Origin of the sequence: Streptomyces sp. NPDC093111 (genome assembly GCF_040683955.1) — a bacterium.
Lineage (GTDB): Bacteria > Actinomycetota > Actinomycetes > Streptomycetales > Streptomycetaceae > Streptomyces.
This window is the reverse complement of the sequence record NZ_JBFBNW010000016.1, coordinates 187,718-201,683: the sequence shown is the minus strand read 5'-3', so window position 1 is coordinate 201,683 and position 13,966 is coordinate 187,718. Positions and strand designations below refer to the sequence as shown.

General features: G+C 69.7%; 13 protein-coding genes. 7 read left to right on the top strand and 6 right to left on the bottom strand.

Annotation, left to right across the window (positions count from 1 at the left end; translation table 11 throughout):
- Nucleotides 1-30 precede the first annotated feature (30 nt).
- Together AB0Q96_RS27940 and AB0Q96_RS27935 are read left to right on the top strand one after the other, a co-directional pair.
- Nucleotides 31-999 (top strand): diacylglycerol kinase family protein, encoded by a 969-nt coding sequence (locus AB0Q96_RS27940; protein WP_365330135.1) that lies wholly within the window; start codon nucleotides 31-33, stop codon nucleotides 997-999.
- Between the two features lie 319 nt (nucleotides 1,000-1,318).
- Nucleotides 1,319-1,576 carry a WhiB family transcriptional regulator gene (locus AB0Q96_RS27935; protein ID WP_003953983.1) on the top strand — a complete coding sequence of 86 codons (258 nt, stop codon included), beginning with the start codon at nucleotides 1,319-1,321 and terminating at the stop codon, nucleotides 1,574-1,576.
- A gap of 183 nt (nucleotides 1,577-1,759) precedes the next feature.
- Here the strand turns inward: AB0Q96_RS27935 and AB0Q96_RS27930 are convergent, their stop codons facing one another.
- Together AB0Q96_RS27930 and AB0Q96_RS27925 are read right to left on the bottom strand one after the other, a co-directional pair.
- Nucleotides 1,760-3,226: a PAS domain-containing sensor histidine kinase gene (locus AB0Q96_RS27930; protein WP_365330229.1), complete on the bottom strand. Its 1,467-nt coding sequence runs from the start codon at nucleotides 3,224-3,226 to the stop codon at nucleotides 1,760-1,762.
- Between the two features lie 293 nt (nucleotides 3,227-3,519).
- On the bottom strand, nucleotides 3,520-4,158 hold the full coding sequence (locus AB0Q96_RS27925; protein ID WP_365330133.1) for a TetR/AcrR family transcriptional regulator: 639 nt from the start codon (nucleotides 4,156-4,158) through the stop codon (nucleotides 3,520-3,522).
- An 83-nt stretch (nucleotides 4,159-4,241) separates the two neighbouring features.
- On the opposite strand from AB0Q96_RS27925, the gene AB0Q96_RS27920 reads away from it, so the two are divergent.
- Nucleotides 4,242-4,994, top strand: coding sequence for an SDR family oxidoreductase (locus AB0Q96_RS27920; RefSeq protein ID WP_365330131.1), 753 nt, complete (start codon nucleotides 4,242-4,244; stop codon nucleotides 4,992-4,994).
- Nucleotides 4,995-5,247: 253 nt separating this feature from the next.
- Nucleotides 5,248-6,033, top strand: a complete 786-nt coding sequence (gene nagB / locus AB0Q96_RS27915; protein WP_329423929.1) for a glucosamine-6-phosphate deaminase — start codon at nucleotides 5,248-5,250, stop codon at nucleotides 6,031-6,033.
- Nucleotides 6,034-6,125: 92 nt separating this feature from the next.
- Here nagB and AB0Q96_RS27910 read toward each other — a convergent pair whose 3' ends face one another.
- From AB0Q96_RS27910 to AB0Q96_RS27895, 4 genes are all read right to left on the bottom strand, one after another.
- Nucleotides 6,126-7,646: a glycoside hydrolase family 3 protein gene (locus AB0Q96_RS27910; RefSeq protein WP_365330129.1), complete on the bottom strand. Its 1,521-nt coding sequence runs from the start codon at nucleotides 7,644-7,646 to the stop codon at nucleotides 6,126-6,128.
- A 10-nt stretch (nucleotides 7,647-7,656) separates the two neighbouring features.
- Nucleotides 7,657-8,511, bottom strand: coding sequence for a carbohydrate ABC transporter permease (locus AB0Q96_RS27905; protein ID WP_365330127.1), 855 nt, complete (start codon nucleotides 8,509-8,511; stop codon nucleotides 7,657-7,659).
- Nucleotides 8,508-9,497 (bottom strand): sugar ABC transporter permease, encoded by a 990-nt coding sequence (locus AB0Q96_RS27900; protein ID WP_365330125.1) that lies wholly within the window; start codon nucleotides 9,495-9,497, stop codon nucleotides 8,508-8,510. Before AB0Q96_RS27900 ends, AB0Q96_RS27905 begins: the two co-directional genes overlap by 4 nt.
- 75 nt (nucleotides 9,498-9,572) lie before the next feature.
- Nucleotides 9,573-10,856, bottom strand: coding sequence for an extracellular solute-binding protein (locus tag AB0Q96_RS27895; protein ID WP_365330123.1), 1,284 nt, complete (start codon nucleotides 10,854-10,856; stop codon nucleotides 9,573-9,575).
- A gap of 292 nt (nucleotides 10,857-11,148) precedes the next feature.
- Between AB0Q96_RS27895 and AB0Q96_RS27890 the strand changes: the two genes are divergently transcribed.
- From AB0Q96_RS27890 to mctP, 3 genes are all read left to right on the top strand, one after another.
- Entirely contained in the window at nucleotides 11,149-11,913 is a 765-nt protein-coding gene (locus AB0Q96_RS27890) for a GntR family transcriptional regulator (RefSeq protein WP_329428531.1), read from the top strand.
- Nucleotides 11,914-12,016: 103 nt separating this feature from the next.
- Nucleotides 12,017-12,271, top strand: coding sequence for a DUF3311 domain-containing protein (locus AB0Q96_RS27885; RefSeq protein WP_365330121.1), 255 nt, complete (start codon nucleotides 12,017-12,019; stop codon nucleotides 12,269-12,271).
- Entirely contained in the window at nucleotides 12,268-13,893 is a 1,626-nt protein-coding gene (mctP, locus tag AB0Q96_RS27880) for a monocarboxylate uptake permease MctP (RefSeq protein WP_365330119.1), read from the top strand. The genes AB0Q96_RS27885 and mctP overlap by 4 nt, the downstream gene beginning before the upstream one ends.
- Nucleotides 13,894-13,966: the final 73 nt, after the last annotated feature.

Here is a 13,966-nt window from a genome sequence, read left to right as displayed (position 1 = left end):
GGGTACCGCCGGGTAGGTACCCTGGCGACCATGCGCGCGCTTCTCGTGGTCAACCCGGCAGCAACCACCACCAGTGCCCGCACACGGGATGTGCTGATCCACGCGCTCGCCAGCGAGATGAAGCTGGAGGCGATCACGACCGAGTACCGCGGCCACGCCCGCGACCTGGGGCGCAGGGCCGCCGACTCGGACGACATCGACCTGGTGGTGGCGCTGGGCGGCGACGGCACGGTCAACGAGGTGGTCAACGGGCTGCTGCACGCGGGGCCCGATCCGGACCGGCTGCCGGGGCTCGCGGTGGTGCCGGGCGGCTCGACCAACGTGTTCGCGCGGGCGCTCGGACTGCCGAACGACGCCGTGGAGGCGACCGGGGCGCTGCTCGACGCGCTGCGTGAGCGGCGGGCACGGACGGTGAGCCTGGGGCTCGCGTCCGGTACGCCGGGCACGGAGGACGAGGCGGTGCCCGAACGCTGGTTCACGTTCTGTGCCGGGTTCGGTTTCGACGCGAGCGTGATCGGCCGGGTCGAACAGCAGCGGGAGCGCGGCAAGCGTTCGACCCACGCGCTCTATCTGCGTCAGGTGGTGCGCCAGTTCCTGGGCGAGCAGAACCGGCGGCACGGCACGATCACCCTGGACCGGCCGGGTGAGGATCCCGTGGAGGATCTGGTCCTCTCCATAATCTGCAACACCTCTCCCTGGACCTACCTGGGGAATCGTCCGGTGTACGCGTCGCCGGACGCCTCCTTCGAGACGGCCCTCGACGTGCTCGGACTGAGCCGGCTCTCGGCCCCTTCGGTGGCTCGGTACGCCACCCAGCTGCTCACTTCGACCCCCGAGCGGGGGCCGCACGGCAAGCACGCGCTGACCCTGCACGACCTGACCGACTTCACCTTGCATTCGAAGGTGCCCCTGCCGCTCCAGATGGACGGTGACCACCTGGGGCTGCGTACGAGCGTGACGTTCACAGGCGTACGCCGTGCACTGCGTGTGATTGTGTGACCGGAAGGGTCGAAAGTCCTTCCACTCGAACGTTTAGGCTGCCATCCACCCCCTAGAAGTACGGCTGTGACGGAGCCGACACCGAGGAATCAAAAAAAACTTTCCAGAAGGGGTTGTATCCGTTGCCGAGGTTTGCGAGTCTCTTCTTGGCGATCGGGACGGCCCGCAAGACCGGCCTCCACTGAGAGCCAGAACCCCTCCTCAAAACCCAGGACCACACCAGTTCACCTGGCAGTCGGCCCTTCCCTTGCGGGGGGATTCGTGAAAGCGTTCACATTCACAAGCAACTTGCACGTAATAACCAAGAGAGGTAGCAGCCATGGACTGGCGTCACAACGCCGTTTGTCGTGAGGAAGACCCCGAGCTGTTCTTCCCCATCGGCAACACCGGTCCTGCGCTGCTGCAGATCGAGGAAGCCAAGGCCGTCTGCCGTCGCTGCCCCGTCATGGAGCAGTGCCTGCAGTGGGCGCTCGAGTCCGGCCAGGACTCCGGCGTCTGGGGTGGCCTCAGCGAGGACGAGCGCCGCGCGATGAAGCGCCGCGCCGCCCGCAACCGGGCGCGCAACGCCAGCGCCTGAGCCACCTGTGACAGCCTGAGGCAAGCGGCGCGTACATCGTGTACGCAATCACCGCCCCCGAGCCGCAGCGCGCAGCAGTAACCCACAGCATTCGAGCCCCGGACCGAGTTCCTTCGGTCCGGGGCTCGCTGCCGTGCTCAGGCCGCCGGTGTGATCCGGCTCTCAACTCCCGCCGTACGGACGCTACTTCTGCGGCTGTACGGGGATGTCGAGGACGACCCGGGTGCCGCCCTCGGCGCCCGGCTGCATGTCGAATCCGCCGCCGAGCTCGCCCTCGACCAGGGTCCGCACGATCTGCAGTCCGAGGTTGCCGGCCCGCTGCGGGTCGAAGCCCTCGGGCAGACCGCGCCCGTCGTCCTTGACCGTGATCAGGAGCCGGGCGTCGGCGCGGGACTCGCCGCGGACGGCGGTGACCTCGACGGTGCCCTGCTCGCCCGGCGCGAAGGCGTGCTCCAGCGCGTTCTGCAGGATCTCGGTGAGGACCATGGCCAGCGGGGTGGCGACCTCGGCGTCCAGGATGCCGAAGCGCCCGTTGCGCCGGCAGGTCACCTTGCCCGGGGAGATCTCGGCGACCATCGCGATCACCCGGTCCGCGATCTCGTCGAACTCGACCCGCTCGTCCAGGTTCTGGGACAGCGTCTCATGGACGATGGCGATCGAACCGACGCGCCGCACTGCCTCGTTGAGGGCCTCGCGCCCGCCCTCCGAGTCCATCCGGCGGGCCTGGAGGCGCAACAGGGCGGCCACCGTCTGGAGGTTGTTCTTCACCCGGTGGTGGATCTCCCGGATGGTGGCGTCCTTGGTGATCAACTCGCGCTCGCGACGGCGCAGTTCGGTGACGTCCCGGAGCAGCACCAGCGAACCGATGCGGGTGCCCTTGGGCTTGAGCGGGATCGCGCGCAGCTGGATCGAGCCGCCGTTGCCCTCGACCTCGAACTCGCGCGGGGCGTAGCCGGAGGCCATCGTGGCCAGGGCCTCGTCGACCGGGCCGCGGGAGGGGGCGAGTTCGGCGGTGATCTGGCCGAGGTGCTGGCCGGTGAGGTCGGCGGCGAGGCCGAGCCGGTGGTACGCGGAGAGGGCGTTGGGCGAGGCGTACTGGACGACGCCGTCGGCGTCGAGCCGCATCAGCCCGTCGCCGGCCCGCGGCGAGGAGTCCATGTCGACCTGCTCGCCGGGGAAGGGGAAGCTGCCCGCGGCGATCATCTGGGCCAGGTCGGAGGCGGACTGGAGGTAGGTGAGCTCCAGCCGGGACGGGGTCCGGACGGTGAGCAGGTTGGTGTTGCGGGCGATGACGCCGAGGACGCGGCCCTCGCGGCGCACGGGGATGGACTCGACCCGGACCGGGACCTCCTCGCGCCACTCGGGGTCGCCCTCGCGCACGATCCGGCCCTCGTCCAGGGCGGCGTCCAGGAGCGGGCGCCGGCCGCGCGGGACCAGGTGGCCGACCATGTCGTCCTGGTACGAGGTGGGGCCGGTGTTGGGCCGCATCTGGGCGACGGAGACGTACCGGGTGCCGTCGAGGGTCGGGACCCACAGGACGAGGTCGGCGAAGGAGAGGTCGGAGAGCAGCTGCCACTCCGACACCAGCATGTGGAGCCAGTCGAGGTCGGACTCGCTCAGAGCGGTGTGCTGGCGGACGAGGTCGTTCATGGAGGGCACGGGTGCGAGCGTACCCGCGGAATTACAGGGCGGTGAACCTGGATCTCCGGGCCTCCGTGTTGGAGGATGGGCCCGGAAGGACCCGGTTCCTATGGATGGACAGACGAGAATGGTCTAGTCCACAATGCTTCACAGGAGCCTCCACTCTCCCCGCACAGGAGGGTGGACGAGGTACCCGGCGCTCTCTGCCCTGACTGCGCCGAGACCTCCCATACGGCCGAGGGCACCGCACACCCACGGCCGAGTAACTCCGGGCTGCGGTGCCGGACGGGTTGAGGGTCCCGTCAGGCGCCGCGGCCCGCGGGTGTTTCCGGGGCCTTCACGGGAGTCGTCTCCGGCCACGCCCGCATCGCCGTCTCCGCCAGCGCCTCCAGCTCCTGCCGCCCGGCGCCGTCGCGGGCCTGCTGGGACATGCCCTGCAGGACGGCGCCGCTGAAGCGGGCCAGGGCCGGGGCGTCGGTGTCCGCGGGCAGCTCGCCGCTCTCGACGTCCCGGCGGATCCGCGCCTCGAACGCCGAGACGTTGGCGTTGCGGCGGCTCCGCAGGGCCTCCTCGACCTCGGGCGTCGAGCAGTTGACCGCGGCCGAGATCATCAGGCAGCCCCGCGGGTGGGCCGGGTCCGTGTACTCCCCCGCCGCCTCCCTGAGCATCCGCCCGATCGCGCCGCGGGCCGTCGGCTCCTCCGCGAAGGCGCGCCCGCCGAAGGCGCCGTACGAGCGCGCGTACTCCTCCACGACCTCCTCGAAGAGGGTCTTCTTGTCGCCGAAGGCCGCGTAGAGGCTCGGGGCGCTGATGCCCATGGCCCGGGTGAGGTCGGAGACGGAGGTCGTCTCGTAGCCGTGCTCCCAGAAGGCCATGGTGGCCTGCTCCAGCGCCGTCGGGCGGTCGAAGGAACGGGGCCGGCCGCGCTGTTTCGAGGTCATGGCGTTAATTCTATAGCGGGCGCTACGAAAGGTGGTACGGTTCTTTTCATAACGACCGCTACACATATGAGGGGGGCGTCGTCATGGGCGTGCTCAAGGGGAAGACGGCACTGGTCACGGGCGGCAGCAGGGGCATCGGGCGGGCCGTGGCCGAGCGTCTGGCGCGGGACGGGGCGCGGGTCGGCGTGCACTACGGGAGCAACGAGGCGGCGGCGAAGGAGACGGTCGCCACGATCCTGGCCGCCGGCGGCGACGCCTTCGCGATCGGGCAGGAGCTGGGCGTCCCGGGGGACGCGGAGGCGCTGTGGGCGGCCTTCGACGCCCACGCGGACGGCCTGGACATCCTGGTGAACAACGCGGGGATCGGCGCCTCCGCCCCCTTCTCCTCGATCGGCGAGGAGGAGTACGAGCGGATCTTCGCGGTCAACACGAAGGCGCCCTTCTTCCTGGCCCGGCTGGGCGCGGAGCGGCTGCGCGACGGCGGCCGGATCGTGAACGTGTCGACGGGCCTCTCGCACGCGGCGGTGATGCCGGAGCTGATCGCGTACGCGATGTCGAAGAGCGCGCTCGACACGTTCACCCGCTATCTGTCCAAGGTCCTCGGCCCGCGCGGGATCACGGTGAACGCGGTGGCGCCGGGCATCGTCGACACCGACATCAACGCGGGCTGGCTGCGGGGGAACGAGGAGGCTCGGGCGGGGGCGGCGGCGATGTCGGCCCTGGGGAAGGTCGGGGAGCCGGCCGACATAGCCGACGTGGTGGCCTTCCTGGCCTCCCACGACGCGCGCTGGGTGACGGGGCAGTGGATCGACGCGACGGGAGGCTCGCTGGCCTGAGGCCGCCCTCGCGAGGCCCGACCCCCTCCCTGGGCGGCGCCCACCTCGGCGGGCCCTCCCTCGGTGGGCCCCTCACCCCCCGGGACGGCGGGGCGGGAGGGCTTCGAGTGGCTGGCGGGACGGGTGCGGTCGACGATGGACGGGATGGGCCGGAACGGCATGGGCGGACGGGCTCGGCTCTGCTAGATTTGAGTTTCGATTGGTCTATACCACCAGGCTCCTTTCCAGCCCTCACCAGATCGGCAGGCACAGCGTGGAAGTTGTCATCGTCAAGGACGCCAAGGCGGGCGGCGAGCTCATCGCGGACGGCATCGCCGACCTCCTGCGCCGCAAGCCCGACGCGCTGCTCGGCGTGGCCACCGGATCGACCCCGCTGCCCATCTACGACGCCCTGACCGCCCAGGTCGCGGCCGGCTCCGTGGACGCCTCCCGGGCCCGCATCGCCCAGCTGGACGAGTACGTGGGGCTGCCCGCCGGGCACCCCGAGTCCTACCGGTCCACGGTGCTGCGCCAGGTCGTCGAGCCGCTCGGGCTCTCCCAGGACGCCTTCATGGGCCCCGACGGCTCCGCCGAGGACGTCCTGGCGGCCTGCGAGGCCTACGACCGGGCGCTCAGCGAGGCCGGCGGCGTCGACCTCCAGATCCTCGGCATCGGCACCGACGGGCACATCGGCTTCAACGAGCCCTGCTCCTCGCTCGCCTCCCGCACCCGGATCAAGACGCTCACCGAGCAGACCCGGGTGGACAACGCGCGCTTCTTCGACAACGACATCGACCAGGTGCCGCACCACGTCATCACCCAGGGCATCGGCACCATCCTGGAGGCCCGTCACCTGGTGCTGCTCGCCACCGGCGAGGGCAAGGCCGAGGCCGTGGCGCAGACCGTCGAGGGCCCGGTCGCGGCGCTCGTGCCGGCCTCCGCGCTCCAGCTGCACCCGCACGCGACCGTGGTCGTGGACGAGGCCGCCGCCTCCAAGCTGAAGCTGGCCGACTACTTCCGCCACACCTTCGCGAACAAGCCGTCCTGGCAGGGCATCTAGCCCCCCGCCGGTCCCCCGCGGCACGGGAACGACCGAAGGGGCCCGGCACCTGATCCAGGTGCCGGGCCCCTTCGCGTACGCGGAGCGCGGGACTAGCGGCCGACGACGGCCTCCGCCGCGGCGCGGCCGCAGACACGGGCGGCGCCGTGCGTGGCGATGTGCAGGGCCCCTCGGGGCTCCGACTCGTTCAGGCCCATCTCGACCACCACGGTGTCCGGGCGGGCCGCGAGCAGGGCGTCCAGGGCCTTCGCCATCCACGGGTGCCGGTGGGCGTCGCGTACGACCGCGACCACCCGCCGGTCGCCGGCGGCGGCCAGCAGCTCGTCCAGGGATCCCTCGGCGCCGTAGGAGCCGGTGGCGGTGCCCGGGAGGAGCCGCTCCAGCTCGGCGGCGATGCCCCAGGGGGTCTCGTCGCCGACCGCGAAGTTGGCGACGGGGGTGAAGGAGGCCACGTAGGGCGCGCTGGTGATCGGCTGGTACGGCCGCTCCCCCGCGGTCACCCGCAGGGCCCGGCGGGCCGCGACGAGACCCACGTCGGTGCCGGGCGCGGTCCCCTCCTGCACTGCCGCGCCCGGCCCCGAAACAGCCCCCCTGGCCCGGTGCGCCTGGGTCCAGGCCGCCAGGGCGCGCACGCGCGCCGCGGCGTCGGCCAGCCGCTCCTCGGGCAGTTCACCGGTCCGTACCGCGTTCACCAGCGCGTCGCGCAGGCTCAGTACGGTGCCCTCGTCGGCCAGCCCGCCGCCGACGCAGATGGCGTCGGCGCCCGCGGCGATCGCGAGGACGGATCCGCGCTCGATGCCGTACGTCGACGCGATGGCCTGCATCTCCATGCCGTCGGTGACGATCAGTCCCTCGAAGCCCAGCTCCCGGCGGAGCAGACCGGTGAGGATCTGCGGGCTCAGGGTGGCCGGACGGTTCGGGTCGAGCGCGGAGAGCAGGATATGCGCGCTCATGACGGATTTGGTACCCGCGGCGATGGCGGCGCGGAAAGGTACCAGCTCACGGGCGTGCAGTGTGTCGAGGTCCACATCGATGCGGGGCAGCGCGTGGTGCGAGTCCACGTTGGTGTCGCCGTGCCCCGGGAAGTGCTTGGTGCAGGCGGCGACGCCCACGGCCTGGAGGCCGTCGACATAGGCCACGGTGTGCCGGGCGACCAGCTCCGGGTCGGCGCCGAAGGAACGCACCCCGATGACCGGGTTGTCGGCGTTGGAGTTCACGTCGGCGGACGGCGCCCAGTTGAGGTCGACCCCGCACTCGGCGAGCCGGCGGCCGAGCTCGCGGGCCACGGCCCGGGTGAGCTCGACGTCGTCGACGCTGCCCAGCGCGTAGTTGCCGGGGAACGAGGAGCCCTGCTTGACCTCGAGGCGGGTGACGTCGCCGCCCTCCTCGTCGATGGCGACCAGGACGTCGTCGCGCTCGGCGCGCAGCCGCGCGGTGAGCGCGGCGAGCTGCTCCGGGTTGTCGATGTTGCGGCCGAAGAGGCCGACCGAGGAGAGCCCCTCGCCGATGCGGCGGAGCAGCCAGTCGGGGGCCGTCGTGCCGACGAAGCCCGGCTGGAGGACGGTGAGGGCGTCCCGGGTCAGGGTGTCCGAGGCGCTTTCGAGAATGGTCATGGTGCGGACGTCATCCCTTCACTGCGCCGGCCGTCAGGCCAGCGGCCATCTTGCGCTGGACGAGGAGGAAGAGGATCACGATGGGGACGGCCATCATGGTCGAGCCGGCCATCATCGCGGAGTACTCGGTGCCGTTCTTGGTGATGAAGTTGGAGAGCCAGACGGTGGCCGTCTGGTTCTGCTGGCTCATCAGCATCAGGGCGTAGAGGTACTCGTTCCAGGCCTGGATGAAGCCGTAGACCGAGGTGGCGACCATGCCGGGAGCGAGCAGCGGGAAGACGACCCGGAGGAACGCGCCGGTGGGCGTGCAGCCGTCGACCTGGGCGGCCTCCTCCAGCTCCTTGGGGATGTTGACGATGAATCCGCGCAGCGTCCACACCGTGAAGGGCAGGATGAAGGTCAGGTACGTGATGATCAGACCGGTGAGCTTGTCGTACTGGCCCAGGTCGTTGAGCATCAGGAAGACCGGGATGATCATCGCGACGAGCGGGACCATCTGGACCGCGAGGATGCCGACGATGACGATCTTGCGGCCGCGGAAGGCGAAGCGGGAGATCGCGAGGGCGGCGAGCAGGCCGACCACGATGCCGATCACGACCACGACGGACGAGACGAGCAGGCTGCGGGTGACCGGTCCCCAGAAGTCCGCGATGTCCAGCGCACGCTTGAAGTTGTCGAGCGTGAACGTGGTCGGGAAGAACTTGGGGTTCGGGTCGATGGCGTCCTTGTCGGGCTTGAACGCGGTGTTGAGCATCCAGTAGACCGGGAAGCCGGCGGTGACGAAGACGAGCAGCCCGAGCAGGTTCCAGCCCAGCTTCGACTTGCGCGGGCGGCGCGGCGCCGCGGAGACCTTGGCGGTGCTCATTCGACATCTCCGATCTTGAGCATCTGGCGCATGTACACCGCGACCACGCCCAGCAGCAGCACCACCGTGACGAGCGCGATGGCGGAGCCGGTGCCGTAGTCGTTGACGACGAACGCCCTGTCGAACGAGTACGTGGTGAGCAGCTGGAACTCGGCCTCGGGGTGGCCGTTGCGCATCACGTAGACCTGCGGGAAGACACCCATGTCCCAGATCACCGAGAGCGTCGTCAGCATGACGAGGATCGGCTTCATGATCGGAAGGGTGACGTAGCGGAAGACCTTCCAGGCGCCGGCGCCGTCGAGGCGGGCGGCCTCTTCGAGCTCCTTCGGCACCTGGGTGAGACCGGCGCTCAGCGTGATGACGACGAAGGGCACGGCGCCCCAGACCACCAGGAGCATGATCACGGCGAGGCCCTGCGGGCCGCTGGCGAACCAGTTGTGGCCGATCATGTCCACGCCGGGGAGGCGGCTGAGCAGCCAGTTGAGCACGCCGTAGTCGGTGTCGAAGATCCACTTGAAGATGGCGGTGGCGACGATGATCGGCATGCCCCAGCTCGCCACGAGGACGATGTTGATGAGCATCTTGACCCAGGTGGACACGCGCTGGAGGAGCAGCGCGATGGCCATGCCGAGGACCATCGTCACGATCACGGCGCCGGCCGCGAAGATCACGGTGCGCAGGACGACGGCCCAGAACTCGGAGTCGCCGAGGATGGCGGTGAAGTTCGACAGGCCGGCCGACTCGGCCTCCTGGAAGCCCCACAGCTGCGGCTGCCCGAACTTCTGGAACGAGAGGGTGACCAGGCGGATCAGCGGATAGCCGAGCACCAGGAGGAGCACGAGCAGACATGGCGCGAGAAGCAGCCATGGGATCCCGGCCCCGCTCTTGGACTTCCCGCGCGGGGCGGGCGTACCGGCTTGGGAGCCGGATGGTGGCGATTGCCGCACCGGCGGCACCTTCGCGGTGGTTGTGTCTGCGGCACTCATCCCGTGCTCCTCAGCGATCCCTCTCGTGGTACGGGCGGCAGGGCCCCGCCGTGGTGGCGGGGCCCTGCCCATAGGTCACTTGGTGTTGATGACCTTGTCGATCGCGGCGTCGGCGTCCTTGGCCGCCTGCTCGACCGACTTCTTGCCGTTGGCGATCTCGATGAGCATCGTCTTGAGGGTCTGCGCCTTCTCGACCTGGCCCCAGCCGGGGGCGGTCGGGACGAACCAGCTGGACTCGGCCGCGGTCGCCGGGACGGCGGTGGCCGGGTCGTTCTTCAGCGGGGCGAGGTCCGCCTTGTTGTTGGGCAGGTTGCCCTTGGCGATGAGACCCTTCTGGCCCTCGGCGCCGGTGAAGGCGGCGATCCACTCGCCGGCGACGCCCTGCGCCTTGGACTTGACCGGGATGGCCAGGTCCGAGCCGCCGAGGAAGACCGGGAGGTTCTTGCCGGACGGGCCGGGCATGACGAAGTTCTCGAGCTTGTCCTTCAGCCCGCCGACCTTGTCGGACTTCGGGTCGGCGGCGGTGGCGCCCTCCCAGCCGGCGGCGAAGATCGTCGCGGAGTTGCCCTGGCCGAAGACGACGGGACGGTCGGACTCGTCCTTCGTCTTGTCGCCGTGCATGTACTTGTCGACGATGTTCTTGTACTCGGTGAGGCCCTTGACGGACTCGGCCGAGGAGAGGTTCGACTTCCAGGTCTCGCCGTCCTGCTTGGCGATGGAGCCGCCGGCCTCGTAGACGAAGGACATCGCGGCGTACCAGTCCGGCGACGGCTGGTACCAGGCGCTGAACTTGTCGCCCTTCTTCTTCTGGATGGCGTCGAGCGCCGCGGTCAGCTCGGCCCAGGTCTTCGGGGCGGCCTTGACGCCCGCCTCGGCGGCGATGTCCTTGCGCCAGGTGCCCACGCGGCCACCGGCGTAGTAGGGGACACCGTAGGTCTTGCCGTTGTAGGTGACCGAGTCCTTGAGGGCGTCCAGCCACTTGTCGGAGTTCTCGAACTTCGACGGGTCGACCTCGGCGAAGGCGCCCTTGGCCATGTAGCTGATCATCTCGGAGTTGCCCATCTCGACAACGTCCGGGGCCTTGTCCGTGGCGAGCACCGCGTCCAGCTTGGTGTTCTTGTCCGGCCAGCCGTAGTACTCGTGCTTGATCTTGATGCCCGGGTGCTTCTTGGTCACCGCGTCATCGGCGGCCTTGACCAGCTCGGGCCAGTTGTTCTGGGCGTCGACCGTCAGCCAGACGGTGAGCTCCTTGGCGTCACCGCCGGCCTTCGCACCGCCCTTGTCGTCCGTGCCACCACACGCGGCAATGCTGACCATCATGCCCGCGACGCCGATCGCCGCGATGAGCTTGCGCTTCACGCCACCCTCCTCAGGGATGCTGCAACCCCTGCCCACCGCGCGAAGACATACAGACATACGTCGAGTAATGCTCGTGGGGCTGGGACCTGGTCTTTAATGGTGTAGACCAGTACCCGGAGCTTGGCCTAGACCTTTAGGGGTGTCAAGGGTGTATAAGAAGGGCAGTCGCGTCCGTTATCGGACCGACACCTGAGGGAGGGCGACGACCCGTGACCGGTCCGTGCCACCATGTGAGCCGCGACAGACGGAGGAGCCGGTGACGGCAGCAGCACAGGAGTCGGGAAGGCAGGCCATGGCCACGGACGCGGGCAGCACGGAGACAGAGGGCGGCGCCGCCACCCGCACCGCGCGCGTGCCCAAGTACTACCGACTGAAGCGGCACTTGCTCGACATGACCGACACCCTGCCGCCCGGCACCCCGGTCCCGCCCGAGCGCACTCTCGCCGCCGAGTTCGACACCTCGCGCACCACCGTGCGCCAGGCACTGCAGGAACTGGTGGTCGAAGGACGCCTGGAGCGGATCCAGGGCAAGGGCACCTTCGTGGCCAAGCCCAAGGTCTCCCAGGCCCTCCAGCTCACCTCGTACACCGAGGACATGCGCGCGCAGGGCCTGGAGCCCACCTCGCAGCTCCTCGACATCGGCTACGTCACCGCCGACGACACCCTCGCCGGGCTGCTCGACATCACCGCCGGCGGCCGGGTGCTGCGGATCGAGCGGCTGCGCCTGGCGAGCGGCGAGCCGATGGCCATCGAGACCACCCACCTGTCCGCCAAGCGCTTCCCCGCGCTGCGGCGTTCGCTGGTGAAGTACACCTCGCTCTACACCGCGCTCGCCGAGGTGTACGACGTGCACCTGGCCGAGGCCGAGGAGACCATCGAGACCTCGCTGGCCACCCCGCGCGAGGCCGGACTGCTCGGCACGGACGTGGGCCTGCCGATGCTGATGCTCTCCCGGCACTCCCTCGACGCGCAGGGCGAACCGGTCGAATGGGTGCGTTCGGTCTACCGCGGCGACCGGTACAAGTTCGTCGCCCGTCTGCAGCGCCCCAACGGCTGACCGGACACGCCTGATCCGTTATACGGACAGGGGTTCCTAACGGCGAGACCGTCCCCTAGATTTCCCCGTCTTACGAGGTGATCAGTGAGGGGACGGTTTCGCCATGTCAGAAGCGACACAAGGGAAACAACCGGTCATCACACCATCGAGAGTGGTGATCGCGCTCTGCCTGTTCGCACCGTTCGTGGCGATGCTCTGGGTGGGCTCGTACGCGAAGGTGGACCCCGCCTTCATCGGCATCCCGTTCTTCTACTGGTACCAGATGCTCTGGGTGGTCGTCTCCACCGGGCTGACCATGCTCGCGTACCAGCTCTGGAAGCGCGACCAGCGCGCCCGCAAGGGGGGTGACGCGCGATGAACGACGGCGTGAACGGCGTCGCGCTCGGCGTCTTCGTCTTCTTCTTCCTGGCCGTCACGGTCATGGGCTTCCTGGCCGCCAAGTGGCGCAAGGCCGAGAACGAGAACAGCCTCGACGAATGGGGCCTGGGCGGCCGTTCGTTCGGCACCTGGGTCACCTGGTTCCTGCTCGGCGGCGACCTCTACACCGCGTACACCTTCGTCGCCGTCCCGGCGGCCATCTACGCGGCGGGCGCGGCCGGCTTCTTCGCCGTGCCGTACACGATCCTGGTCTACCCGCTGATCTTCACCTTCCTGCCCCGCCTGTGGTCGGTGTCCCACAAGCACGGGTACGTCACCACCTCCGACTTCGTCCGCGGGCGCTTCGGCTCCAAGGGCCTGTCGCTGGCGGTCGCCGTCACCGGCATCCTCGCCACCATGCCGTACATCGCGCTCCAGCTCGTCGGCATCCAGGCCGTCCTGGACGTGATGGGCGTCGGCGGCGGCGAGGACACCCACTGGTTCGTCAAGGACCTGCCGCTGCTCATCGCCTTCGGCGTCCTCGCGGCGTACACCTACTCCTCCGGCCTGCGCGCCCCGGCGCTCATCGCCTTCGTCAAGGACGCCCTGATCTACATCGTCATCGCGGTGGCGATCATCTACATCCCGATCAAGCTGGGCGGCTTCGACGAGATCTTCGCCAAGGCGGGCGAGGCGTACCAGACGGTCAACCCGGCCACCGGCAAGCCCAAGGGCGCGCTCGTGCCCGGCGAGGCCGGCCAGTGGACGTACGCGACCCTCGCGCTCGGCTCGGCGCTGGCGCTCTTCATGTACCCGCACTCGATCACCGCGACGCTCTCCTCCAGGAGCCGCGAGGTGATCCGCCGCAACACCACGATCCTGCCGCTGTACTCGCTGATGCTGGGCCTGCTCGCGCTGCTCGGCTTCATGGCGATCGCCGCCGGCGTGAAGGTCACCAACGGGCAGCTCGCCATCCCGCAGCTCTTCGAGGACATGTTCCCCGCCTGGTTCGCGGGCGTGGCCTTCGCCGCCATCGGCATCGGCGCCCTGGTCCCGGCCGCGATCATGTCGATCGCCGCGGCCAACCTGTTCACCAGGAACATCTACAAGGACTTCCTCAAGCCGAACGCGACGCCCGAGCAGGAGACCAAGGTCTCCAAGCTGGTCTCGCTGCTGGTGAAGGTCGGCGCGCTGGTCTTCGTCCTCACCATGGACAAGACCGTCGCCATCAACTTCCAGCTGCTCGGCGGCATCTGGATCCTCCAGACCTTCCCCGCCCTCGTCGGCGGCCTGTTCACCCGCTGGTTCCACCGCTGGGCGCTGCTCGCCGGCTGGGCCGTCGGCATGGTCTACGGCACCGCCGCCGCGTACGGCGTGGCCAGCCCCACCCAGAAGCACTTCGGCGGCTCCTCGGCCGAGATCCCCGGCATCGGCGAGATCGGCTACATCGGCCTCACCGCCTTCGTGCTCAACCTGGTCGTCACCGTGGTCCTCACCGTCGTCCTGAAGGCGCTCAAGGCGCCCGACGGCGTCGACGAGACCTCGCCCGGGGACTACACGGCGGACGCCGGTGACGCGGGTGTCGCCACCGAGCTGCCGAAGGTCGGCACCGCCGGGCACTGAGCCCCGCGGCCGTCCGCTCCACCGCCTCCCGCCCGCCTCCGGATATCCGGGGGCGGGCGGAGCCGTGCCGGGG

Excerpts from the sequence above, each read along its gene's own strand:
- AB0Q96_RS27940 (WP_365330135.1), top strand. The coding sequence starts at position 31 with ATGCGCGCGCTTCTCGTGGTCAACCCGGCAGCAACCACCACCAGTGCC.
- AB0Q96_RS27935 (WP_003953983.1), top strand. The coding sequence starts at position 1,319 with ATGGACTGGCGTCACAACGCCGTTTGTCGTGAGGAAGACCCCGAGCTG.
- AB0Q96_RS27930 (WP_365330229.1), bottom strand. The coding sequence starts at position 3,226 with ATGAACGACCTCGTCCGCCAGCACACCGCTCTGAGCGAGTCCGACCTC.
- AB0Q96_RS27925 (WP_365330133.1), bottom strand. The coding sequence starts at position 4,158 with ATGACCTCGAAACAGCGCGGCCGGCCCCGTTCCTTCGACCGCCCGACG.
- AB0Q96_RS27920 (WP_365330131.1), top strand. The coding sequence starts at position 4,242 with ATGGGCGTGCTCAAGGGGAAGACGGCACTGGTCACGGGCGGCAGCAGG.
- AB0Q96_RS27910 (WP_365330129.1), bottom strand. The coding sequence starts at position 7,646 with ATGACCATTCTCGAAAGCGCCTCGGACACCCTGACCCGGGACGCCCTC.
- AB0Q96_RS27905 (WP_365330127.1), bottom strand. The coding sequence starts at position 8,511 with ATGAGCACCGCCAAGGTCTCCGCGGCGCCGCGCCGCCCGCGCAAGTCG.
- AB0Q96_RS27900 (WP_365330125.1), bottom strand. The coding sequence starts at position 9,497 with ATGAGTGCCGCAGACACAACCACCGCGAAGGTGCCGCCGGTGCGGCAA.
- AB0Q96_RS27890 (WP_329428531.1), top strand. The coding sequence starts at position 11,149 with ATGGCCACGGACGCGGGCAGCACGGAGACAGAGGGCGGCGCCGCCACC.
- AB0Q96_RS27885 (WP_365330121.1), top strand. The coding sequence starts at position 12,017 with ATGTCAGAAGCGACACAAGGGAAACAACCGGTCATCACACCATCGAGA.
- mctP (WP_365330119.1), top strand. The coding sequence starts at position 12,268 with ATGAACGACGGCGTGAACGGCGTCGCGCTCGGCGTCTTCGTCTTCTTC.